Consider the following 21,422-nt stretch of genomic DNA (forward strand, 5'->3'; position numbering starts at 1 on the left):
ACTAGCTATGAGTAAAGTGGACTCCCACGTCCTGGCCAACTGGCTGGACGACACCCTGCAAACGGCACGTTTCAAGGACTATTGCCCCAACGGGCTGCAGGTGGAAGGCCGATCCGAAATCGCACACATTATCGCCGGAGTCACGGCCAGCGAAGCCCTGCTGCGCGTGGCGGTCGAACGCGGCGCGGATGCGGTGCTGGTGCATCACGGCTGGCTCTGGCGCAACGAAGACCGCCGCGTCATCGGCACGCGCCGCGCGCGCATGGCCCTGGCCCTGAAAAACGACCTGAACCTGTACGCCTACCATCTGCCGCTGGACGCGCATCCCACGCTGGGCAACAACGCGCAGCTGGCGCGCGTGCTGGGCCTGACGCCCGCGCTGCGCGATGACGGCGCGCCGCAAACCTGCGGCCCAGACAACCTGGTCTGGCTGGGTACGGCGACGGGCGTGGCAACGCTGGGCCAGTTGGGCGAGCGCGTGGCCGAACGCCTGGGCCGCCAGCCGTTGGTGGTGGGCGACCCGGACATGCCCCTGGCGCGCGTGGCCTGGTGCACGGGCGGCGCGCAAGGCATGCTGGGCGATGCGGCGGACGCGGGCGCCAGCGCCTACATCACGGGCGAGGTTTCCGAATCCACCGTGCACCTGGCGCGCGAAACCGGCGTGGGCTTCATCGCCGCGGGCCACCATGCCACCGAGCGCTACGGCGCGCAGGCGCTGGGCCAGGCGGTCGCGGAACGCTTCGGCATCAAGGTCGAATTCGTCGACATCGACAACCCGGCATAACCGGCTCCGCCTCCTCAAGATCGCCCCCGCAAGGGGGCGTTTTCATTGCACGGCTCCCAGCGCGACCGTGCGCGCCGTCCGTGCCGAATCCGCAGGACTCGGCTAGGGGAAAACCAGAGGGCGCGATCAAGGCGGCGCCTGTGCGTCGCATCTGGTCAATCGCGGTTCTCTCCCTGTCAATTCCGCGCGCAGTCCAGCGCCCTAGCATTCCATGCAGCCGCCCGCTGCCGGCCCTTTCCGGCCGGGCCTCCTACACACGGAGCCATTGAATGCTGACCCTCTACGACCACCCGCGCTCCGGCAACTGCTACAAGGTGCGCCTGTTTCTCGCGCTCATCGGCCGGGACTACCAAAGCAGGTTCGTCGACGTGCTGGCCCGCAAGAACCAGACCGCGGAGTTCGAGCGCGTCAGCGCCTTCCAGCAGATCCCCGCGCTGACCGATGGCGACGCGGCCATCTGGGACAGCCACGCCATCCTGCTGCATCTGGCGCATCACTACGCCCCCGAATGGCTGGCGCCGCTGCCTCGCATCGGCGCCATGCACGCCTGGATATCGGTGTCCGCCAACGAGATCGCCAACAGCCTGCAGCCGCTGCGCCTGACGCGCGTGGTCAGCAACGCCGAGGCCGCGCACCACCTGGGCGTGAGCGAGGCCTTGCTCGACGTGCCCGGCATGCAGGCCCGCACCGACCGCGTGCTGCAGCGCCTGGAAAAGCGCCTTGCGGACCACGCCTGGCTGGCGGGCGGCGAAGCGCCGACCGTGGCCGACATCGCCTGCTACGGCTACCTGGCGCTGGCCGAGGAAGCCGCCATCGACATCGCCGCCTATCCCGCCATCGCGGCGTGGCGCAAGCGCATCCAGCAGTTGCCAGGGTACGTGCCGCCAGGACCCTGAGTCCCGCGCACAACGACAAGAACCATTACTACAAGACAAGAGGGAACCACATGGACGCCATCCAGGCCGCGCAGCCTATTGCCCAATCACACAAGAAACCGAACCTGTTCCGGGTCGCCGTTGCCACAGTCATCGGCACCGCCGTGGAAGCCTTCGACTTCCTCGCCTACGGCACCGCCGCGGCGCTGGTGTTCAACAAGATTTTCTTCCCGCAGTTCGACCCCGTCACCGGCACGCTGGCAGCCTTCGGCGCCTTCGCCAGCGGCATGCTGGCGCGGCCCATCGGCGGCATCCTGTTCGGCCATTTCGGCGACCGCATCGGCCGCAAATCCATGCTGACGCTCAGCCTGCTGCTGATGGGGATCTGCACGGTGCTCATCGGGCTGCTGCCGACCTATGAACAGATCGGCATCTCGGCTGCGGTGCTGCTGGTGGTGCTGCGCATCGGCCAGGGGCTGTCGTTCGGCGGCGAGATGGGCGGCGCCATGCTGATGGCGGTAGAACACGCGCCGCCCAAATGGAAGGCGTTCTTCGGCAGCCTGCCGCTGGTGGGCGCGCCCCTGGGCATCCTGCTGTCGGTGGGTTCCTTCGCGCTGGTGACGCGGTTGCCGGAAGCGGACTTCCTGTCCTGGGGCTGGCGCCTGCCGTTCCTGGCCAGCGCAGTGCTGATCGTCGTCGGCCTGTTCATCCGCCACGGCATCGACGAATCGCCTGAATTCGAAGAGGTCAAGCGCGAGAAGGCGCGCAACAGACAGTCCGTGCAAGACAAGATGCCCTTGGGCGAATTGCTGCGCGCGCACGGCAAATCGTTGCTGCTGTGCATAGGCTGCAAGATTGCCGAGGTCACGCTGATCTACACCTTTCTGGTGTTCTCGGTTTCCTACGCGGTGTCCAAGCTCGGCTTCAGCCGCGCCGACGCGCTGCATGCCTTGCTTTACGGCGCTGGCGTGCTGATGTTCACCATTCCGCTGTTCGGCGTGCTGGCCGACCGCATCGGCGCGCGCCGCGTCTGTGGCTGGGGCGGCATGCTGCTTGGACTCATGGCCATTCCGATCTTTCTCGCGGTGGGCAGCGGTTCGCTGATGGCGTACAGCCTGGCCGTCTTCGTCGCCATGGCCTTCAACTACGCGATCATGATCGCGCCGCAATCCAGCCTCTACAGCGCGCAGTTTCCCGCGGAGCTGCGCTATTCCGGATTGTCCATCGGGGTCCAGTTCTCGGCCGCCATCGGCGGCGGGCTGGCGCCGCTGATCTCGGCCACGCTGGTGCAGAAGTTCGACAGCATTCTTCCCGTCGGCGTCTATCTGGCCTTCCTCGGCATCGTGGCGGGTAGCTCCGCGTTTCTCATGAAGCCCACCCCGCAGGACCTGCGCCGGGGCTGACGCGCAGGAACGGCATGAGCAGGCGGCGCGGCGCTAGGCGCCGCCGTTGCCGCTTCTGGCGGTCTTGCGATACAGGGCCGGCGACATGCCGAAGCGTTCATGAAAGCGGCGAATGAAATGGCTCGCGTGCTGAAAGCCGCAAGACGCCGCGATGTCCTTGACCTCGACGTGCGCGCGCCGCGGATCCTCCAGCGCCTCCCGGGCCAGCTGCAGGCGGCGTTCACGCACATAGCTGGTGTATTGCAGCGAGCGCATCTTGAACAGCCGGTGCACCCAGCGCGTGGTCACGCGCAGCACATCCGCCACCGCCTGCACCGACAGTTCCGGATCGGTGATGTGGGCATCGATATAGCTGGCCAGCACCTGCCAGTTGTCGGCGGGCGCGCGCGCATCGCCCGGTATCTTCTCCAACGCCTGGCTGGTGTAGATCGAGGCCAGCAGCGCCAACAGCGCCTGCTCGGCAAATAGCGACGACGTCGGATTCGATTCCGCCTTGTCGAAGAACACATGATGCAGGCAGCGATGGGCGGTCTGCACCATGGGCAGGACCGCCACGCCGCGTTGCGCGGTGAACTGCGACATCGCCAGGCTATGCGCGCCCAGCAGGCGCGACAGCGGCCCCTTGACCACCACGATGCGCGAATCGGTGTACATCCGGATTTCCGATGGCAGGGCGGTCGTGCGGAAGATGATGTCGCCGGGTTCCAGCGGCAGCGTCGCGTCGTTCTGCACGATGACGCCATGGCCCGCAATCACAAAGCTCGCCAGGAACTCCGCATGCTCCAGATCGGCCGCATGCTCCGCGCGGTGGTGCACGCTGATCGGCGTGGACTCCAGGCTCACCACCAGCCCGCCCGCGCGCAGCCTGCAGGCCTGCAATAGCAGCCTGGGCGGTTCCGTCAGCGCCCTGAATTCGCCCGGCAGCACCAGCTTGTCCAGCTCGCGCTCGTAGCCCGCGATCTCCTGCGCATAGAAAGGGCGGAACTGCGGCGCAAAGTTCAGATCCGCCTCGGAACAGGCGGGCCGGGCGGATGGATTCACTGTCTGGCGGGCGCGTGGCATGCTCGGAACACTCTGTCGGGTCGGCCAACACTGGCCGAAAGGCGCCGGTCTTCCTGTCGCATTGAGTCAACCCTCGTTCGTGATCGGTCAATCGCGGGCGGCGGAGGCGGGCGTGTAATGGAGCCATTATCCCAAGGAGACCCCATGCTGGAAAAACAAGCCCATGCCGACGCCTTCTTTGCGCGCTCCGCGAACAAGCTCGACTTCGGGAACTGGAGCGAAGAAGAAAAGGTGGCGCTGAGCTGCCGCATTCTCGCCAGCGAAGGCCATTCGGAAACCCTGGCGGGCCAGATCACCGTGCGCAAGGAAGACGGCACGTTCCTGACGACGCCCTTGGCCCAGGCCTTCGACGAGATCATCCCGGCCTCGGTCATCCGCATCAACGACAACATGGAGGTGCTCGACGGCCCCGGCACGCCCAACCCCGCCGTGCGCTTTCACTTCTGGGTCTATCGCCAGCGTCCCGACGTGCAGTGCATCATCCACACGCACCCGCCCCATGTCTCGACGCTGTCCATGACGGGGCAGCCGCTGGTGGTCGCGCACATGGACGCGACGCCGTTCCACAACGACTGTGCCCATCTGAAGGAATGGCCCGGCCTGCCCATCGCCGACCAGGAAGGCGAGATCATCTCGGCGGCGCTGGGCGGCAAGCGCAGCATCCTGCTGGCCAACCACGGCTTTCTGGCAGCGGGCTCGTGCATCGAGGAAGCGCTGTACCTGTCGGTGCTGATCGAACGCGCCGCCCGCAATCAACTGCAGGCAGCCGCCGCCTATGGCGAGGTGAAACCGGTGAATGACGCGCTGGCCGCCGAATCGCACGATTTCCTGTTGAAACCCAGCATCGTGCGCGCAAGCTTCGCCATGTTCGCGCGGCGCGTCGAACGGCAAATGGCAGCAGAACGGGACTAGGGGAAGGGAACAGGCAGCGGATCGTTCAGCGGGGGCCGGCATGCGCCGGCGGGAACGTCCGCCAGCCGCGGCCCGGATCCGCGTCCATGCGGATCCCGGGCCGGCGGCGGCATCGGATCAGGGCTTCTTGAGCAGATCGCGGATTTCACGCAGCAGCGCCACGTCTTCGGGCGTCGCGGCGGGCGCCGGCGCTTCCTCGGCCTTGGTGCGGGCCTTGTAGATGGCCTTGACCATCCAGAAGATCACGAAGGCCAGCAACACGAAGTTGATGATGATCGTGACGAAGTTGCCCCACGCAAATACGTTGGCACCGGCCTTGGTGAGGTCGGCGTAGGTCATGGGGCCGTTGTAGCCGGCCGGCATCGACAGAACCAGGAACTTGTTCGAAAAATCGACCGAGCCTCCGAGGATGAAGTTGACCAACGGCATGACGATGTCCTTGACCAGCGAATCGACGATCTTGCCGAACGCCGCGCCGATGATGACACCGACCGCCAGGTCCACTGCGTTGCCTTTGACAGCGAAATCTCGGAATTCTTTGACGAAACCAGTCGCTTTGCTCATAAAAGCACTCCCTTCGTGATACGCCCGTGAGTGGGCTGGCGCTATAATACGCGGTTGCTATGTTGTTACAAATTCCCGCGAACCCGATGCCGCAGAAGTGATGCTACTCGTAGAGCGGGCGCATCAACAAGGATAGGAAGATGAGTCAGGATACGCTGGTGCACGATGATGACGGTGCGGTTGATCCCAACCTGCCACCTGATCCTTCGCGACGTTTCTGGGTTACCACCGCCTGTGCTGTGGGTGGCGTAGCAGGTGTCGCAACGGCAGTGCCGCTTGTGAGCACGTTTTCTCCCTCCGAAAAGGCCCGCGCTGCCGGGGCTCCCGTTGAAGTGGACGTCGGCGACATTCCCGTCGGCACCATGAAGACGGTTGAATGGCGCGGAAAACCGGTCTGGATCATCCACCGGTCGCCTGAACAACTCGCTGGTCTCAAGACCCAGGACGCGCTGCTGGCCGATCCTGATTCCAAGCGCCCCGGCTTCACGCCCAAATACGCCGAAAACGAAGGCCGCTCGCGCAAGCCCGAGCTCTTCGTCTGCGTCGGCATCTGTACCCACCTCGGCTGCTCGCCCACGTCCCACTTCGAAAAGGGCGGCAGTCTGGGCGCCGACTGGCAGGGCGGCTTCCTCTGTCCTTGCCACGGCTCCACGTTCGATCTGGCCGGCCGTGTCTACAAGAACAAGCCCGCTCCCGACAACCTCGAAGTCCCGCCGTACCAATATCTCACCGACACCCGCATCATCGTGGGCGTCGATGAAGACAACAAGGCCTGACGCGCGCGTCGCGCTTTTTTCCCGAATTACGTAAGTAAATCCGCATTACGCCACGTGAGAGAAGGAGCCGTTACATGGCTGGCGAGAAAACCGTCGAGACGACAGGCCTGTTGGGCTGGCTGGACCGGCGCTTCCCGGTGACCTCTACCTGGAAAGCCCATCTGTCCGAGTACTACGCACCGAAGAACTTCAACTTCTGGTACTTCTTTGGCTCACTGGCCCTACTGGTGCTGGTGCTGCAGATCGTGACCGGCATCTTCCTGGTCATGCACTACAAGCCGGACGCGGAACGCGCGTTCCAGTCCGTCGAATACATCATGCGCGAAGTCCCGTGGGGCTGGCTGGTGCGCTACATGCACTCCACCGGCGCGTCGATGTTCTTCGTCGTCGTGTACCTGCACATGCTGCGCGGACTGCTTTACGGTTCCTACCGCAAGCCGCGCGAGCTCGTGTGGATCTTCGGCGTCGCGATCTTCCTCTGTCTGATGGCGGAAGCCTTCTTCGGCTACCTGCTGCCCTGGGGCCAGATGTCCTACTGGGGCGCACAGGTGATCGTGAACCTGTTCGCGGCCATTCCCTTCATCGGTCCTGAGCTGTCGATCTGGATCCGCGGCGACTACGTCGTGTCGGACGCCACGCTGAACCGCTTCTTTGCCTTCCACGTCATCGCCATCCCGCTGGTGCTGGTGGGCCTGGTCGCGGCCCACCTGGTGGCGCTGCACGAAGTCGGTTCGAACAACCCGGACGGCATCGAGATCAAGCAAGGCCCGAAGGACAAGTACGGCCGCCCGAAGGACGGCATCCCGTTCCACCCGTTCTACTCGGTGCACGACCTGATGGGCGTCGCCGGCTTCCTGCTCGTGTTCGCGTTCATCGTGTTCTTCGCGCCGGAAATGGGCGGCTACTTCCTCGAGTTCAACAACTTCATCCCCGCTGACTCGCTGAAGACGCCCCCGCACATCGCGCCGGTCTGGTACTTCACGCCGTTCTACTCGATGCTGCGCGCCACCACCGACGAGTTCACCTGGGTGCTGGCGGGCGCTTCCGTGCTGGGCGCCATCGCGCTGCTCGTCAAGAGCAACCTGAAGGGCTTCATGCGCATCGCCGTCCCCGGCATCCTGATCGTCGTGGCCGTGCTGCTGCGCGTGATCGACGCCAAGTTCTGGGGCGTGGTCGCCATGGGCGGCACGGTCGTCATCCTGTTCTTCCTGCCGTGGCTGGACCATTCCCCGGTCAAGTCGATCCGCTACCGCCCGACCTGGCACAAGTGGATCTACGGCATCTTCATGGTCAACTTCCTGGTGCTCGGCTACATCGGTACGCAGCCGCCCAGTCCGCCGTTGAACGTCACCTCGCAGATCGGCACGCTGCTGTACCTGGCATTCTTCTTCCTGATGCCGGTATGGAGCCGCCTGGGCACTTTCAAGAAGGTGCCCGACCGCGTCACGTTCCACGCCCACTGAGCCCACCAGATAACGGATTAACCATGATCAAGAAGCTGATTGGTGCCGTGGCCTTGATGCTCACGTGTACCGCCACCCTCGCCGCCGGAGGCGGCTACCCCCTGGACAAGGCCCCGTACCGCGTCAACGACATGGCGTCGCTGCAGAACGGAGCCAAGCTGTTCGTCAACTACTGCCTGAACTGCCATAGCGCGTCCTCGATGCGCTACAACAAGCTCAAGGACATCGGGCTGACCGACCAGCAGATCAAGGAAAGCCTGCTGTTCACCGGCGAAAAGGTCGGCGACATGATGAACGTCGCCATGACCCCGAAGGACGCCAAGCAGTGGTTCGGCACGACGCCCCCGGACTTGTCCGTGATCGCGCGCGCCAAATCCGTGAACGCCGGCCCCTCGGGCGCCGACTACATCTACACCTACCTGCGCACCTTCTACCGCGACACCGCGCGTCCCACGGGCTGGAACAACCTGGTCTTCCCGTCGGTGGGCATGCCCCACGCGCTCTGGGAAGTGCAGGGTCCGCGCGAACTCACGACGGTCGCCATGCACGAGGTCGAAGGCAAGGAAGGCGCCCCCAAGACCTGGGAACGCGTCACCACGGTGTACGATGCACAGGGTTTTTCCACGGTCAAGGCCGAACCGGTAGCCAACTACCACGGCCATGCCACCTTCGATGCCAAATTCAAGGCCGCTAACCCGGCCCAAGTCGCAACATACGACAACGACGTCGCCGACCTGACTGCGTTCATGTCCTGGATGGCCGAACCCGTCCAGACATTCCGCGTCCGTCTCGGCGTCGGTGTCATGTTGTTCCTGCTGCTGTTCTTCCTGGTTACCTGGCGCCTCAACGCCTCGTACTGGAAACACGTGCGCTAACCGCAACGCCCCGCCAGGTTCTTATCCGTCCCCGATTGCAAATGGGGACGGCATCAGCGGATAGGGCTGTACGCCTATCCCGCCTGGCAATTGGGGCCAGCGCCTGCTAGATTAAGGCGCTGGCCTTTCGTTTTTCAATAAAGGACTTACCGCCATGATGGTGCTCTATTCCGGAACCACGTGTCCGTTTTCGCAACGCTGCCGCTTCGTGTTGTTCGAAAAAGGCATGGATTTCGAGATCCGCGACATCGACCTGTACAACAAGCCCGAAGACATCTCGGTGATGAACCCGTACGGTCAAGTGCCCATTCTGGTCGAACGCGACCTGGTCCTGTACGAGTCGAACATCATCAACGAGTACATCGACGAGCGCTTCCCGCATCCCCAGCTCATGCCCGCCGACCCGGTCATGCGCGCCCGCACCCGCCTGTTCCTCTACAACTTCGAGAAGGAACTGTTCGTCCACGTCTCGACGCTGGAAGACCGCAGCGCCAAGCCCGACGAAAAGAAGCTGGCCAACGCCCGCCAGAACATCCGCGACCGCCTGGCCCAGCTGGCCCCCATGCTGCTGAAGAACAAGTACATGCTGGGCGAGGAATTCTCCATGCTCGACGTGGCCGTGGCTCCGCTGCTGTGGCGCCTGGACCACTACGGCATCGAACTGCCCAAGAACGCGGCTCCGCTGCAAAAGTACGCCGAACGCATCTTCTCGCGTCCGGCCTACATCGAAGCGCTGACGCCTTCGGAAAAAGTGATGCGTCGCTAAGGCTGTTGCGTGATGGGTGAAACTTCGACCAAACCGTACCTGATCCGCGCGCTGCACGAATGGTGCACCGATAACGGCTATACGCCCTACATCACCGTGCAGGTCGACGAGCACACCATGGTGCCCGTCGCCCATGTGCGCGACGGCCAGATCACGTTGAACGTGGGCACGCTGGCCACCAACCGCCTGGTGCTGGGCAACGAATTCATCGAATTCCAGGCCCGCTTCAGCGGCGTGACCGAAAACGTCTACGTTCCCGTGGGTGCCGTCAGCGCCATCTACGCGCGCGAAACCGGCGCCGGCATGGGCTTCGAAGTGCAGCCCTACGAACCGCCGGAAGCGGGCGCCCAGGGCGCGACGGCCGCCGCCGCGCCCGAAGGCTCCGACGCCGACGCCGCCCCCGGCGACGACGGCGGAGACGACGACGAACCCAAACGTCCGCGCCTGACCATCGTCAAATAAGGCATCCCCGCAGGGCCGGCATTTTTTTCATTACAATGCAGCCCTTCGCGTGCCCCCGGGTACGCAGCGCCGGTGTAGCTCAGTTGGTAGAGCAGCTCACTTGTAATGAGAAGGTCGAGGGTTCGATTCCTTTCACCGGCACCAAGAACGAATGAAAAAGGCCGACTCCAGGAGTCGGCCTTTTTTTCTGCGCAGCCGGGATTCAATCCGGCTTGATCCCCGCAGCCTTGATGATCGCCACATTGCGCTCCAGTTCGGTTTCCACCTTGCGGCGGAACGCGGCCGGATCGGCGTACGTGGCGTCGAACCCCAGTTGCTCCAGCTTGGCGCGCGTATCGGGTTCAGCCATGACCGCTTCGATCTCCTTGGACAAGCGGGCGACGATGGGCGCGGGCGTGCCCTTCGGCATCACCACGCCGAACCAGGTTTCAAAGTCGTAGTTCGCCACGCCGCCTTCCGCGACGGTGGGCACGTCAGGCACCAGGGCCGAGCGCGCGTTGCCGGTCAGGGCCACGGCGCGCGCCTTGCCCGCCTTGATCTGCGGCAAGCCCGCGACCAGCGTGTCGATCGACAGCGGGATCTGATTGCCCAGCAGGTCGGCCATGGCGGGCGCGCTGCCGCGATAGGGCACATGCAGCAATTTGGCGCCGGTACGCTGCGCCAGCGATTCACCCGCGATGTGCGGCGTGGAACCGTTGCCGAAGGAACCGAAGCTCAGCGGCTGGGCGGCCGACTTGCTCTTGATGTCGGCAACGGTGGTGATGCCCGTCTGCGGATTCGTGAGGATCACGAAGGGCGTGCTGCCGGCAATCGCGACATACTCGTAGCTCTTGATCGGGTCGTAGTTCAGATTCGGATAGAGCAGCGGGTTGAGCGTGAAAGTGGGCGCTCCGGTGATCATGAACGTATAGCCGTCCGGAGCAGCGCGCGCGACGGCCGCTGCGCCGATGCCGGTATTGGCGCCCGGCTTGTTCTCGACCACGACGGTCTGCCGCAGGCGATCGCCCAGCTTGGCGGCGAACAGGCGGCCAATGACGTCCGTCGAACCGCCCGGCGGGAATGGCACGACCATCGTGATCGGCTTGCTTGGATAGTCCTGCGCCGCCGCCAGAGCCGGCCCGACAGCCAGAGCGCACAAGAATGCGCTCTTGGCGATGTGCTTGATCATGCGTAATTCCCCTTGTGTTGGTTGTGTGGTTCAGTCGGCCAGAGCCGGCGTCCGGCGCCAGCATTGCGTGGCTTGCTCAAACGCGTGGGCAAGCTGCAGCAGGGCGCGCTCCTGGCGGTAGCGCCCGACGATCTGGATGCCTACCGGCAGCCCCTCGGCCGTAAAGCCACAGGGCACCGAAATGGCTGGATGTCCTGTCAGGGACAGGTAATAGCCCGAACGCATCCAGTCGATGTAATTGAGCATCGGCGTACCCTCGATGCTGCCGACGGTTTCCTGCTCGACCGGAAACGGCAGCACCTGGCTGACCGGGCCGATCATGAATTCGTATGTCTGCATGAAGGCGTGCATGCGCGCGAACAGCGCGGCGCGGTCCCGCTCCGCCTGCACGACGGCGGCGGCGGATTGCCGCAGGCCGAGCTCGATGTTCCAGATCACCGTGTCCTTGAGCAGATGCCGGTGCTCAAGCAACGCGGCCTCATAGCCCACGGCAAAGGTCTGTCCGCGCAGGGCCTGGAACGCGGCATCCGCGCCGGAAAAGTCGGGGCAGGCCGGCTCCACGCGCGCGCCCAGATCCGCAAACACAGGCAGCCGCTGCTCCAGGGCCTGCACCACCGCGGGTTCGACGGGCAAATCCCCCCAGGTCGGCGCATAGGCGATGCGCACGCCTTTGAAATCGCGCTCCAGGGCGCCAAGAAAGCAGGCCGGATCCTGTTCAATGGCCAAGGGATCGCGCGAATCGGGACCGGCAGTGGCGGCCAGCAGCAAGGCCACATCGGCCACGGTGCGAGCCATGGGTCCGGCCACGGTCAACGTGTTGTAGGGACTGGCCGCGGGCCATTGCGGCACGCGGCCCGGAGAAGGACGCAGGCCCACGACATTGCAGAACGAGGCCGGATTGCGCAACGAACCGCCCATATCCGTGCCGTCGGCCAGCGGCGCCATGCCGGTAGCCAGCGCGGCGGCGGCGCCGCCGCTGCTTCCGCCGGCGGTCATGCGCGGGTCATAGGGATTACGGGTGGCGCCGAATACGGTATTGAAGGTTTGCGAGCCCGCGCCGAATTCGGGCAGATTGGTCTTGCCCAGGGTGATGGCGCCAGCGGCGCGTTCGCGGCTGACGATCAGGCTGTCCCGCTCCGGCACAAAGTCGCGGTATAGCGGTGAACCATAGGTAGTGCGCATGCCCGCCGTCAGGAACGAGTCCTTGTGCACGATGGGCAGGCCGTGCAACAGACCCAGAACCTGCCCGCCTGCCTGACGCTCGTCGGCCCGGGCCGCGCCGGCCATTGCGGCTTCGGCGTCCAGCGTGACGATGGCATTGATCCGCGGATTCCAGGCCTCGATGCGCCGCAGATGCGCCGCCATGAGTTCCCGGGCGCTCAGATGCCCGGCTGCGATTTCCCCGCGCAGCGCAACGGCGGTCATGTCGCATAGGGTCGATTCGATAGTCATTTGCTGCCTAAAAGTATTGCTATGCAATACAAAGTATTGAATACTTAACTTTATAGTGGGTATTGCCAAGCCGGACAATCCGGGGAAACTAGCGCCTGCCCAGCCCCCGGCTGCCATCGCCGCCTGTCCCGCACTCGAGAAACCTCCATGAAAAAGCGCCAGCCATCCCCTCTCGATATCGCACCGGCAACGTTGCCGCCGGAGCCGGCGGCCGCCGACGATCCGCTGTACGTCGCATCGCTGGAAAAAGGCGTCCGGGTGCTGGAAGCATTCCGCGATGCCGGCGACTCGCTGGGCCTGACCGACATCGCCACGGTGACCGGCCTGGGCAAGAGCGCCGCGCAACGCTTCGTGCATACCTGGGAACGCTTGGGCTATCTGGTCAAGGAAGCCGCCTCGCGACGCTACCGCCTAGGGCCGCGCGTGGTGGAGCTCGGCTACTTTTTCCTGCGCAGCGACCGGCTTGTGTCCATGGCCGCGCCGCACCTGGTCGCGCTGCGGGATCGTTGCGGGTTGGCGGTGCATATGAGCGTGCTGGCGGGCAGCGACATGATCTATCTGTTGCGCCTGCCCAGCCGCCAAATGACCCTGGCGGAAATGCTGCCGGGACGCCGCATGCCGGCATGGTGCAATAGCGCGGGACGCATGCTGCTAGCGCAGCTGGACGACGAAGCCGTGCGACAGGCGCTTCTGCGTTCGCCCCCGCGCGCCTTCACCCCTCGCACCGTGATCGATCCCGAAGCGTTGCTGGCGCTGGTCCGGCAAGCCCGGGATGAGGGCTACGCCCTGACCGAAGACCAGGTCCTGCAGAATCAGGTGGGCGCGGCCGTGCTGCTGCGCGATGCCCGCGCCATGCCGCTGGCCGCCATCAGCGTCAGCGCGCCGCGCCACGACTATTCCACCGACCGCCTGGTGCGCGACATCGTGCCCCAGCTGTTCCGCACGGCGCAGGCGATCCAGAGCGCCTGAACCCGCGCGCGGGGCCGTTTTGCATTCTTCCGTTTTTTTGTGCATAATTCGCCCCCTCTACCTGTTCCCCGATAGCTCAGTCGGTAGAGCGACGGACTGTTAATCCGCAGGTCGCTGGTTCGAGCCCAGCTCGGGGAGCCAAAGAATGCAGTACTGAAGGGCCCGCAACTTGTTGCGGGCCTTTTGCATTTGGACGCGGCGCAAGCGGCCTGTTTGCCGGGCCGCGCGCGGCGTACGATGATGCGCATTCCCCATCACCACATCGCCTGCCTCCATGCGTTCCGCGCGATCCCTGCCTGCCCTGGTTTCCCTGCGCGCCTTTGAAGCGGCCGCGCGGCGCATGAGCTTTTCGCTGGCCGCGCAGGAACTCTTCGTGACGCAAAGCGCCATCAGCCACCATATCCAACGGTTGGAAGCCGAGCTGGGCGTGGCGCTGTTCGAGCGGCTCACCCGCGCCGTGGCGCTGACCGCGGCGGGTCAGGCCTATTACGAGCGCGTGCACGCGGCCTTCGAACTGCTGCGCCAGGGTACCGACGAGATCCGTGCGCCCGAGACTGTGCGGCAGACGCTGCGCGTCGGGCTGCTGGCCTCGTTCGCCACGCGCTGGCTGGCGCCGCGCCTGGCGGCGTTTGCCGCCGCTCATCCCGACATCGATCTCCAATTGCAGCCCGACATCGGTTTGGCGGACGTCGCGGGCGGCGAGGTCGACGTCGCCATCCGCTACGGGCGCGGCGTGTGGCCCGGCGTGCGGGCGCGGTTGATCATGGCGGAGCGGCTGTCGGTGGTCTGCGCGCCCGCGCTGATCGCGGGCAGGAAACGCCCGCGCACGCCGCAGGATCTGCTGCGATTTCCGTTGCTGGCCTCGCATGCCCGCCATCCCTTCGAATGGGACGCCTGGGCCCGGCATCATGGCGTGGACCTGGGCGGCGTGCGGCCCGTGCGTCTGCATGACTACAACATCGTTGTGGAAGCGGCGCTGGCGGGGCAAGGCATGGCGATGGGCCGCCACCGCCTTATCGCCGCCCAGCTCGCCAGCGGCGCGCTGGTGGAGGCCCTGCCTGACGCCGCGCTCGAAGCTCCCCGTATCGGCTGGTGGTTCGTGACGCCGCGCGGCGCGCTTGGCGACGCGGCGCAGCGCTTCCACGCGTGGCTGGCGCAGGTAGCCGCGGAGCAAGACGATACACATTAGTTTTACTCATGTGTACTGCGCGAAAATTGATTGGTCAGGGTTCGCAGCGGCCGATAGCATGAGGCTTGCCCTTAGTTTCCCTATTCAGGAGTCCCTCATGACCCGCTCGATCTCCGGCCGCGTGGCCGAACTTGGCCTGACCCTCGAAGCCGCCGCCGCTCCCGCCGCCAACTACGTGCCCTTCGTGCAGGAAGGCAACCTGCTGTATATCTCGGGCCAGATCTCCCGCAAGGACGGCAAGGCCGCCTATCTGGGCCGCCTGGGCGACCAGGTTTCTGACGCCGATGGCGTGGCAGCGGCGCGCCTGTCGGCGCTGGGCCTGTTGTCGCAGATCTCCGTGGCCACCGACGACAAGCTGGACCGCGTGGCGCGCGTCGTGCGCCTGGGCGTGTTCGTGGCCAGCACGCCGGATTTCAACCGCCAGAGCGCCATCGCCAACGGCGCCTCCGACCTGATGGTCGAAGTGTTCGGCGACGCCGGCCGCCATGCGCGCAGCGCCGTCGGCGTAGCGTCCCTGCCGCAGGGCGTGGCGGTGGAAATCGAAGCCGTTATCGCGCTCACGCAAGCCTGATCCCCGCCGGAGCCGCCATGTCCGCCCCCTTGACTCCCAGCGCCGTGGAGGCGTTGCGCGCCCAGACCCCAGGCGCGCACACCACCGTCCATTTCAATCACGCCGGCGCGTCGCTGCCCTCGGCCGCCACGCTGCACGCCATCCACGCCCACCTGCACCGCGAAGCCACGCAAGGGCCTATGGAAGCGGGTGTGCGGTCGCGGGAGCTGATCGAGCAGGCTCGCACGCTGGCGGCCCGGCTGCTCAACGCGGACGCGGCCGAGATCGCGCTGACCGGCGGCAATTCGCCCGGCTGGGGCGCGGCCTTCGCGGCGATGGCGCCGTGGCGCGCCGGCGACCGCGTCCTGGTGGGCCGCCACGAATGGGGCGGCAACCTGGCCGCCATGCGGCTCAAGGCGCAGCGTGCTGGCGCCACGCTGGAAACCATCCCCTCGGACGACAGCGGCTGCGTCGATCCGCAGGCGCTGGAGGCCATGCTCGATGAGCGGGTGCGCTTGATCGCGCTGACCTGGCTGCCCGCCAACGGTGGCCTGATCAATCCGGCCGCCGCCATCGGCAGCGTGGCGCGCCGTCACGGCATCCCGTACTTCGTGGACGCGGCGCAAGCCGTCGGCCAGTTGCCCGTGGACGTGGCGCAGATCGGCTGCGATGTGTTGAGCGGGGCGGGACGCAAGGCATTGCGCGGCCCGCGCGGCACCGGCCTGCTATATGTGCGGCGCGACTTCCTGGACCAGCTCACGCCCGCCTTCGTCGACACCCATTCCGCGCCCCTGGGCGCCGATGGCGAACCCGTACTGCGCCAGGACGCCGCGCGCCTGGAATCGGCGGAGGCCTCGCTAGCGCTGCGCTGCGGCCTGGCCAACGCCTTGCAGGAAGCCCTGGACATCGGCCTGCCAGCCATCCGCGCGCGCATCGCCGCCACGGCCCAGGCCTTGCGGACCGAACTGGCGGCCATCCCCGGCATCACGGTGCTGGACCAGGGCCGCGAACGCTCGGGCCTGGTGTCCTTCGACCTGGCCGGCCAGGACGCGGTATCCGTGCAGCGCGCCATGGCCGCGCAGGGCATCACCATCGGCAGCAACGGCGTGTCCTACACGCCGCTGGACATGCAGGCGCGCGGCCTGACCCAGATCGCGCGGGCCTCGGTCAGCTATCTGACCAACGACGCGGAAATCGATCGCCTGCTGGAAGGGCTGCGCGCGCTGACCCGCTAGGGCTTGCCCGGCCCTGGGCCAAGCTCAAGCCGCCGCGCCCCGCGCGAACGGCGTCCACTTGGTGAAGACCAGCAGGTTGCCCAGCATCACCAGCGCCAGGCCCAGCAGGGCCGGCGCCGTCCATTGATACCCTTCGGCAAAGGTGGACACGCTCAGGGCCACAACCGGGAACAGCACCGTGCAGTAGGCGGCCCGCGCCGGGCCCATGCGGCCCACCAGCGTCAGATAGGCGGTGAAGCCGATCACGGAGCCCGGGATCGCCAGATAGAGCAGGGCGCCGACGTAGGAAGGCGAGGTATCGAAGTCGAATGGCAGACCCGCCGCCAGGCACCCCGCCAGCAGGATGGCTGCGCCATAAAGCATGCTGTAGGCATTGCCGGTCAAGGGCCGGATGCCGGCGCGCTGCTGCAGCGACGACAGCATGTTGCCCGTCGAAAAGCAGAACGTGCCCAACAGGGCAAAGCCCAGGCCCAGCAAGGTTTCATGGCTGGCCTCCTGCCCCGCCAATTCGGGCCAGAACAACAGCACCAGGCCGGAAAAGCCCAGCGCGCCGGCCACCATCACGCGCGGCGCGACGCGGGTGCCGAACCACAGGCGGGCATTCAGCGCGTTCCACAGCGTCGCCGCCGAAAACACCACCGACACCAGGCCGCTGGGAATCCACTGGGTCGCCGTGTAGAAGCACAGGAAGTTCAGGCAGAACAGGCACAGCCCCTGGCCCACGCAAAGCCAGTGGCCGCGCCGGTCCATTTTCTGCAGCTTGCGGGTCAGGGCCAGGGCCGCGAACAGCACCAGGCCCGCCAGCGCAAACCGGTAGAAGATGGAGACCGGAATGGCCACCACGCCCAACTGCAGCTTGATGGCGATCCAGGTGGTGCCCCAGATGACGACAGTGAGGAAATACAGGAAGAGGTTCACGATGCGATGCTGAAACAGGGACGCGGAAGGGTGGTCCGCAAGACCGTCGGGAAACCAAGTTTGCGCCTCCCCGGCCCGCAAGAATTGCCGGTTCTTGCGGTTTTCTTCCGCGCGCGCACGCGTCGCGCGCGGGATCGCAGTAGCATTCCACCCATATGGCTACCGTCGCCTCGGCCCCGGCCGATTTCTCCGTCTTCCGCACCCTGGCGGGTTCCACCGCAACGCTGGGGCGCGCCGCCGCGCTGGGCGATGGCATCGCCATTTCGCAATGGTCGCGCAGCGCCCACGAAACCATGGGCTACGACAACCCGGGCCATCACACCCTGTCGCTCTATCTGCGCGGAGGCGACAAGTCGTTCCGCCTGGGCCCGGACCGGCTGCACGGCGGCGCCGGCAAGTTCTGCGTGCTGCCCTCGGAGCACTATTCGCGCTGGTGCATGAACGACAGCGTGCAGTTCCTGCACCTGTACATCGCGCCGGAACGCCTGGCCCGCGAAGCCGTCATGCGGCTGGACTGCGAGCCCCGCACACTGGAACTGCGCGACCGCACCTACATCCACGACGACTCGCTGATCGACGTCTGCCGGCAGCTGCTGGAAACCGACTGGAACCAGCCAGCCGACCGGCTGGCCGCCAGCAGCGCCGCCGAAACAGTCCTGCACCATCTGCTGAACCAGGGTGTGGCGCGCAGGCCCGCGGCAACGCTGCGCGGCGGCCTCGCGCCCGTCGTGCGCCGGCGCATCATGGACTACGTGGACGCGCACCTGGCCGAGCCGCTGACGCTGGACGAACTCGCGGGCGTGGCGGCGCTCTCCACCTACCACTTCGCCCGCATGTTCCACACCTCTTTCGGCGAGCCGCCGCACGCCTGGGTGCGGGCGCGGCGGCTGGCGCATGCACGCAAGCTGCTGGCGGCCGGCAAGGGCGACCTGGCCGGCATTGCCCAGGCCTGCGGCTTCGGCAACGCCAGCCATCTGGCGCGGGTCTTCCGCGACACCGTCGGCGTCACGCCCGGACAGTACCGCAGCGCCCGCGCCAGCCACTGACGCGTGGGGGCTGCGGCCCCGTTTCCCGTCCCGCCCGGTCTACAATGGTCCACCGCCCCCAGGGCCTGACCGTACCGCCGCCCGACGCGATGCCGTCTACGACCTCTCGCGATTCCACTTCCACGCCTGCCCCCCTTGGCGCCGGCCCCGTGCGCGCGCACTGGCTGGCGGAGCTGATACGCCTGCGCGAAGCGCATTGGGGGCCCTTGGAAGACGCTGCCGCGGTGCGCCGCGTACGGCAGCAGGACGCCGATCTGCCCACGCGCATCCTCGCCCGCGCCGCGTTGCTGGCGCAGCGCGAGAATCTCATCCCCCTGGTCGACAAATGGCGCCGTAGCGCGCTCGCCATGTTGGCCGCGTTGTTCCTGCTGGCCGCGATGTCCGGGGCCGGCGCCGCGCTGGGCGCGCTGGGAGACGGCTCCCGGCCGGTCAACGTGCTGTGGGCGCTGGGCGCCTTGCTGGGCCTGCATGCGCTCACCTTCCTGCTGTGGCTGGCCAGCTTCCTGCTGCGGGCGTCCTCCGTCACGGGACTGGGACGTCTCTGGCTCTGGGCCACGCGCAAGCTGGCCCGCGGCCCCGACAGCGCGCTGGTACCCCAGGCTTTCCTCAACCTGCTGGCCCGCGCGGGCGCCTTGCGCTGGCTCTTCGGCAGCGTCAGCCACCTGCTGTGGCTGACGGCTCTGTGCGCAGCGCTGGCGGTGCTGCTGGCCGTGTTGTCCACCGCCAGCTACCGCTTCATCTGGGCCACCACCTTGCTGGCGCCCGACACCTTCGTAAGCCTGACGCAGGCGATCGGGTGGCTGCCAGCCCAGCTGGGATTTCCCATGCCGGATGCGGCCATGATCCGCGCCAGCGATGGCGCACAGGCCTTGCCCGCCGAGGCGCAGGCGCAGTGGTCGCTCTGGCTGATCGGCGTGCTGGTGGTCTACGGCATCCTGCCCCGCCTGCTGGCCGGCGTCCTGTGCGTGGCGGGATCGCTACGCACCTTGCGCCGCCTGCGCATCGATCCCTCACTGCCCGGCTTCTCCGCCCTGCGCGACCGCCTGGAGCCGCCCGCCCTGTCCACCGGCATAGACCGCCCCGTCGATCCCCTGCACGAGCCGCGCGTCGGCGCGCCGCCGCTCGCGGGCCTGGGCGGTCAGCCCGTGCTGCTGGGACTGGAGCTGCCGCCGGACCTGGCCTGGCCGCCCGCCGACATGCCCGCGGGCGTCCAGCAGGCCGGCAACCTGGATACCCGCGAAGAGCGCAACCGCGTGCTGGACGCGCTCGCCGGCCAGGCCGCCACGCGCATGCTGATCGCCTGCGATGCGCGCCAGACGCCGGACCGAGGCACGCTGTCGCTGATCGCCGAACTGGCCGCGCACGCGGAACAGACGCGCGTATGGCTGGTCACGCCGCGCGCGGACGCCGAAGCTCCCGCCACCCGCGCCTCTCTATGGCGCGAACGCCTGCTGGCGCTGGGCCTGCCCGCCGACGCCGTGCTGCAGGCGCCCCTGGCCCCGCTTGCGTGGCTGGAGTCCGGCCATGGCTGAGGATCTCATCAAGATCGCGCTGGTCGGCCATACCAACACCGGCAAGACCTCGCTGCTGCGCACGCTGACGCGCGACACCACCTTCGGCGAAGTCGCCGACAGCCCCGGCACCACGCGCCACGTCGAAGGCGCGCGCCTGCGGCTGGAAGGGCGGGCCGTATTGGAATGGTTCGACACGCCGGGCATGGAAGACAGCATCTCGCTGTTGGAATACCTGGAAACGCTCGACGGCCCGCAAGAACGCCTGGACGGGCCGGCGCGCATCCGCCGCTTCCTCGACACGCCCGAGGCGCATGGCCGCTACGAGCAGGAAGCCCGCGTACTGGCCAAGATGCTGGACTGCGACGCCGCGCTGTACGTCATCGACGCGCGCGATCCGGTGCTGGGCAAGCACCGCGACGAACTCGCCATCCTGGCCGCTTGCGGCCGTCCTCTGCTGCCGGTGCTGAACTTCGTCAAGGCGCCCGCGCATCGCGCCGACGAATGGCGCGCCGCCATGGCCCGGCTGGGTCTGCACGCGGTCGTGGAATTCGACACCGTCGCGCCGCCGCTGGATGGCGAACAGCAGCTCTACGCCAAGCTCGGCGTGCTGCTGGACCGCCACGCTGCGGCACTGGCCCGGCTGTCCGCCAACCTGGCCGAGCAGCGCCGCGCGCGCCGCGGCGCCGCCTACGAACTGCTGGCCGACCTGCTGATCGACGTAGCGGCCTTGCACGTCTCCAGCGCCAGCGACGAGGCAGCGCTCGCGGCCGCCTCGGGCAAGCTGCGCGATCTGGTGCGCCAGCGCGAGCAGACCTGCGTCAACGCCCTGCTGGCGCTCTACAACTTCCGCGCGGCCGACTTCACCGATGATGCGCTGCCCTTGCAAGGCGAGCGCTGGGGCATGGACCTGTTCCATCCCCAGGCCTTGAAGGACATGGGCGTGCAGGTGGGCATGGGCGCCGCCGCGGGCGCCATGGCCGGCGCGGCGGTGGATCTGTTCAGCGCGGGCTTGAGCCTGGGCACCGGCATGCTGATCGGCGCCGCCGCCGGCGGCCTGTGGCAAGGCGTCGAGAAGCTGGGCAAGCGCGTGGCGGGCAAGCTGCGCGGCTGGCGCGAGATCAGCGTCGACGACGCGGTGCTGCGTCTTTTGGCCCTGCGGCAGCGACAACTGATCGAAGCGCTGGAGCGCCGCGGCCATGCCGCGCGCGAGCCATTGAGACTAGACCATCCGGAGGACGAAGCCTGGCGCAAAGGGCCCTTGCCCGAAGCGCTGAAAGAGGCCCGCAGCCGACCCGAATGGTCGGCCCTGGGCGAGCACTACGAAGACAGCGACCGCCGCAAGCGCGTGGTGCGCGAATTGGCGAAAACCCTTGCCGACGCGCCGCCGCCCGGCGCCTGAGCCCACAGCCGCCAGCCTTGCCGAACGCACCATTCCACGC

General features: G+C 66.8%; 21 protein-coding genes and 2 tRNA genes. 18 read left to right on the forward strand and 5 right to left on the reverse strand.

The window, feature by feature from the left end:
* Window positions 1–7 precede the first annotated feature (7 nt).
* The 3 genes from ACZ5YA_RS21615 (at window position 8) to ACZ5YA_RS21625 (ending at window position 3,062) form a co-directional block, all read left to right on the forward strand.
* Window positions 8–784 (forward strand): Nif3-like dinuclear metal center hexameric protein, encoded by a 777-nt coding sequence (locus tag ACZ5YA_RS21615; RefSeq protein WP_118933481.1) that lies wholly within the window; start codon window positions 8–10, stop codon window positions 782–784.
* A gap of 269 nt (window positions 785–1,053) precedes the next feature.
* Window positions 1,054–1,680 carry a glutathione S-transferase family protein gene (locus ACZ5YA_RS21620; protein WP_464091216.1) on the forward strand — a complete coding sequence of 209 codons (627 nt, stop codon included), beginning with the start codon at window positions 1,054–1,056 and terminating at the stop codon, window positions 1,678–1,680.
* A gap of 50 nt (window positions 1,681–1,730) precedes the next feature.
* Window positions 1,731–3,062: an MFS transporter gene (locus ACZ5YA_RS21625; protein ID WP_059376763.1), complete on the forward strand. Its 1,332-nt coding sequence runs from the start codon at window positions 1,731–1,733 to the stop codon at window positions 3,060–3,062.
* 33 nt (window positions 3,063–3,095) lie between these two features.
* Here ACZ5YA_RS21625 and ACZ5YA_RS21630 read toward each other — a convergent pair whose 3' ends face one another.
* Window positions 3,096–4,124, reverse strand: a complete 1,029-nt coding sequence (locus ACZ5YA_RS21630) for an AraC family transcriptional regulator (RefSeq protein WP_059376761.1) — start codon at window positions 4,122–4,124, stop codon at window positions 3,096–3,098.
* A gap of 144 nt (window positions 4,125–4,268) precedes the next feature.
* Here ACZ5YA_RS21630 and ACZ5YA_RS21635 point away from each other — a divergent pair, with 144 nt between their 5' ends.
* Window positions 4,269–5,036 (forward strand): aldolase, encoded by a 768-nt coding sequence (locus ACZ5YA_RS21635; protein ID WP_118933479.1) that lies wholly within the window; start codon window positions 4,269–4,271, stop codon window positions 5,034–5,036.
* 117 nt (window positions 5,037–5,153) lie between these two features.
* Here ACZ5YA_RS21635 and mscL read toward each other — a convergent pair whose 3' ends face one another.
* Window positions 5,154–5,600, reverse strand: coding sequence for a large conductance mechanosensitive channel protein MscL (mscL, locus tag ACZ5YA_RS21640; protein WP_042795720.1), 447 nt, complete (start codon window positions 5,598–5,600; stop codon window positions 5,154–5,156).
* A 140-nt stretch (window positions 5,601–5,740) separates the two neighbouring features.
* Between mscL and petA the strand changes: the two genes are divergently transcribed.
* From petA to ACZ5YA_RS21670, 6 genes are all read left to right on the forward strand, one after another.
* Complete coding sequence (gene petA / locus ACZ5YA_RS21645; RefSeq protein ID WP_054455534.1) at window positions 5,741–6,376, forward strand: ubiquinol-cytochrome c reductase iron-sulfur subunit; 636 nt, start codon at window positions 5,741–5,743, stop codon at window positions 6,374–6,376.
* A gap of 74 nt (window positions 6,377–6,450) precedes the next feature.
* On the forward strand, window positions 6,451–7,839 hold the full coding sequence (locus ACZ5YA_RS21650) for a cytochrome b (protein ID WP_059376757.1): 1,389 nt from the start codon (window positions 6,451–6,453) through the stop codon (window positions 7,837–7,839).
* 23 nt (window positions 7,840–7,862) lie between these two features.
* Window positions 7,863–8,714 (forward strand): cytochrome c1, encoded by an 852-nt coding sequence (locus ACZ5YA_RS21655; protein WP_059376756.1) that lies wholly within the window; start codon window positions 7,863–7,865, stop codon window positions 8,712–8,714.
* Between the two features lie 154 nt (window positions 8,715–8,868).
* On the forward strand, window positions 8,869–9,480 hold the full coding sequence (locus ACZ5YA_RS21660; RefSeq protein ID WP_006388039.1) for a glutathione S-transferase N-terminal domain-containing protein: 612 nt from the start codon (window positions 8,869–8,871) through the stop codon (window positions 9,478–9,480).
* Between the two features lie 12 nt (window positions 9,481–9,492).
* Window positions 9,493–9,942 carry a ClpXP protease specificity-enhancing factor gene (locus ACZ5YA_RS21665; RefSeq protein WP_118933478.1) on the forward strand — a complete coding sequence of 150 codons (450 nt, stop codon included), beginning with the start codon at window positions 9,493–9,495 and terminating at the stop codon, window positions 9,940–9,942.
* A 68-nt stretch (window positions 9,943–10,010) separates the two neighbouring features.
* A tRNA-Thr gene (locus ACZ5YA_RS21670) sits at window positions 10,011–10,086 on the forward strand.
* Between the two features lie 58 nt (window positions 10,087–10,144).
* Here the strand turns inward: ACZ5YA_RS21670 and ACZ5YA_RS21675 are convergent.
* Together ACZ5YA_RS21675 and ACZ5YA_RS21680 are read right to left on the reverse strand one after the other, a co-directional pair.
* A complete protein-coding gene (locus ACZ5YA_RS21675; protein WP_280014490.1) occupies window positions 10,145–11,110 on the reverse strand; it encodes a Bug family tripartite tricarboxylate transporter substrate binding protein in 966 nt (321 codons plus the stop codon).
* Window positions 11,111–11,140: 30 nt separating this feature from the next.
* Window positions 11,141–12,562: an amidase gene (locus ACZ5YA_RS21680; protein ID WP_118933476.1), complete on the reverse strand. Its 1,422-nt coding sequence runs from the start codon at window positions 12,560–12,562 to the stop codon at window positions 11,141–11,143.
* A gap of 147 nt (window positions 12,563–12,709) precedes the next feature.
* Between ACZ5YA_RS21680 and ACZ5YA_RS21685 the strand changes: the two genes are divergently transcribed.
* The 5 genes from ACZ5YA_RS21685 (at window position 12,710) to ACZ5YA_RS21705 (ending at window position 16,505) form a co-directional block, all read left to right on the forward strand.
* A complete protein-coding gene (locus ACZ5YA_RS21685) occupies window positions 12,710–13,531 on the forward strand; it encodes an IclR family transcriptional regulator (RefSeq protein ID WP_280014488.1) in 822 nt (273 codons plus the stop codon).
* A 65-nt stretch (window positions 13,532–13,596) separates the two neighbouring features.
* Window positions 13,597–13,672 (forward strand) — tRNA-Asn (locus ACZ5YA_RS21690).
* Window positions 13,673–13,805: 133 nt separating this feature from the next.
* Complete coding sequence (gene gcvA, locus ACZ5YA_RS21695; protein WP_280014487.1) at window positions 13,806–14,720, forward strand: transcriptional regulator GcvA; 915 nt, start codon at window positions 13,806–13,808, stop codon at window positions 14,718–14,720.
* A 97-nt stretch (window positions 14,721–14,817) separates the two neighbouring features.
* Window positions 14,818–15,291 carry a RidA family protein gene (locus tag ACZ5YA_RS21700; protein WP_464091217.1) on the forward strand — a complete coding sequence of 158 codons (474 nt, stop codon included), beginning with the start codon at window positions 14,818–14,820 and terminating at the stop codon, window positions 15,289–15,291.
* A 17-nt stretch (window positions 15,292–15,308) separates the two neighbouring features.
* The gene (locus ACZ5YA_RS21705) at window positions 15,309–16,505 is read left to right on the forward strand and encodes an aminotransferase class V-fold PLP-dependent enzyme (protein ID WP_464091218.1); all 1,197 of its coding nucleotides are present in this window, start codon (window positions 15,309–15,311) and stop codon (window positions 16,503–16,505) included.
* Between the two features lie 24 nt (window positions 16,506–16,529).
* Here the strand turns inward: ACZ5YA_RS21705 and ACZ5YA_RS21710 are convergent, their stop codons facing one another.
* Window positions 16,530–17,423 (reverse strand): DMT family transporter, encoded by an 894-nt coding sequence (locus ACZ5YA_RS21710; protein ID WP_118933472.1) that lies wholly within the window; start codon window positions 17,421–17,423, stop codon window positions 16,530–16,532.
* A gap of 155 nt (window positions 17,424–17,578) precedes the next feature.
* Here ACZ5YA_RS21710 and ACZ5YA_RS21715 point away from each other — a divergent pair, with 155 nt between their 5' ends.
* The 3 genes from ACZ5YA_RS21715 to ACZ5YA_RS21725 all read left to right on the forward strand — a co-directional run bounded on the left by ACZ5YA_RS21715 (window position 17,579) and on the right by ACZ5YA_RS21725 (window position 21,382).
* Window positions 17,579–18,469 carry a helix-turn-helix domain-containing protein gene (locus tag ACZ5YA_RS21715; protein ID WP_464091219.1) on the forward strand — a complete coding sequence of 297 codons (891 nt, stop codon included), beginning with the start codon at window positions 17,579–17,581 and terminating at the stop codon, window positions 18,467–18,469.
* An 89-nt stretch (window positions 18,470–18,558) separates the two neighbouring features.
* Complete coding sequence (locus ACZ5YA_RS21720) at window positions 18,559–20,001, forward strand: DUF2868 domain-containing protein (RefSeq protein ID WP_464092867.1); 1,443 nt, start codon at window positions 18,559–18,561, stop codon at window positions 19,999–20,001.
* A complete protein-coding gene (locus ACZ5YA_RS21725) occupies window positions 19,994–21,382 on the forward strand; it encodes a GTPase/DUF3482 domain-containing protein (RefSeq protein ID WP_464091220.1) in 1,389 nt (462 codons plus the stop codon). Before ACZ5YA_RS21720 ends, ACZ5YA_RS21725 begins: the two co-directional genes overlap by 8 nt.
* The last annotated feature ends 40 nt before the right edge of the window (window positions 21,383–21,422 follow it).

This window comes from Achromobacter sp. JCM 18799, assembly GCF_055395645.1.

Excerpts from the sequence above, each read along its gene's own strand:
- ACZ5YA_RS21615 (WP_118933481.1), top strand. The coding sequence starts at position 8 with ATGAGTAAAGTGGACTCCCACGTCCTGGCCAACTGGCTGGACGACACC.
- ACZ5YA_RS21620 (WP_464091216.1), top strand. The coding sequence starts at position 1,054 with ATGCTGACCCTCTACGACCACCCGCGCTCCGGCAACTGCTACAAGGTG.
- ACZ5YA_RS21625 (WP_059376763.1), top strand. The coding sequence starts at position 1,731 with ATGGACGCCATCCAGGCCGCGCAGCCTATTGCCCAATCACACAAGAAA.
- ACZ5YA_RS21630 (WP_059376761.1), bottom strand. The coding sequence starts at position 4,124 with ATGCCACGCGCCCGCCAGACAGTGAATCCATCCGCCCGGCCCGCCTGT.
- ACZ5YA_RS21635 (WP_118933479.1), top strand. The coding sequence starts at position 4,269 with ATGCTGGAAAAACAAGCCCATGCCGACGCCTTCTTTGCGCGCTCCGCG.
- mscL (WP_042795720.1), bottom strand. The coding sequence starts at position 5,600 with ATGAGCAAAGCGACTGGTTTCGTCAAAGAATTCCGAGATTTCGCTGTC.
- petA (WP_054455534.1), top strand. The coding sequence starts at position 5,741 with ATGAGTCAGGATACGCTGGTGCACGATGATGACGGTGCGGTTGATCCC.
- ACZ5YA_RS21650 (WP_059376757.1), top strand. The coding sequence starts at position 6,451 with ATGGCTGGCGAGAAAACCGTCGAGACGACAGGCCTGTTGGGCTGGCTG.
- ACZ5YA_RS21655 (WP_059376756.1), top strand. The coding sequence starts at position 7,863 with ATGATCAAGAAGCTGATTGGTGCCGTGGCCTTGATGCTCACGTGTACC.
- ACZ5YA_RS21660 (WP_006388039.1), top strand. The coding sequence starts at position 8,869 with ATGATGGTGCTCTATTCCGGAACCACGTGTCCGTTTTCGCAACGCTGC.
- ACZ5YA_RS21665 (WP_118933478.1), top strand. The coding sequence starts at position 9,493 with ATGGGTGAAACTTCGACCAAACCGTACCTGATCCGCGCGCTGCACGAA.
- ACZ5YA_RS21675 (WP_280014490.1), bottom strand. The coding sequence starts at position 11,110 with ATGATCAAGCACATCGCCAAGAGCGCATTCTTGTGCGCTCTGGCTGTC.
- ACZ5YA_RS21680 (WP_118933476.1), bottom strand. The coding sequence starts at position 12,562 with ATGACTATCGAATCGACCCTATGCGACATGACCGCCGTTGCGCTGCGC.
- ACZ5YA_RS21685 (WP_280014488.1), top strand. The coding sequence starts at position 12,710 with ATGAAAAAGCGCCAGCCATCCCCTCTCGATATCGCACCGGCAACGTTG.
- gcvA (WP_280014487.1), top strand. The coding sequence starts at position 13,806 with ATGCGTTCCGCGCGATCCCTGCCTGCCCTGGTTTCCCTGCGCGCCTTT.
- ACZ5YA_RS21700 (WP_464091217.1), top strand. The coding sequence starts at position 14,818 with ATGACCCGCTCGATCTCCGGCCGCGTGGCCGAACTTGGCCTGACCCTC.
- ACZ5YA_RS21705 (WP_464091218.1), top strand. The coding sequence starts at position 15,309 with ATGTCCGCCCCCTTGACTCCCAGCGCCGTGGAGGCGTTGCGCGCCCAG.
- ACZ5YA_RS21715 (WP_464091219.1), top strand. The coding sequence starts at position 17,579 with ATGGCTACCGTCGCCTCGGCCCCGGCCGATTTCTCCGTCTTCCGCACC.
- ACZ5YA_RS21720 (WP_464092867.1), top strand. The coding sequence starts at position 18,559 with ATGCCGTCTACGACCTCTCGCGATTCCACTTCCACGCCTGCCCCCCTT.
- ACZ5YA_RS21725 (WP_464091220.1), top strand. The coding sequence starts at position 19,994 with ATGGCTGAGGATCTCATCAAGATCGCGCTGGTCGGCCATACCAACACC.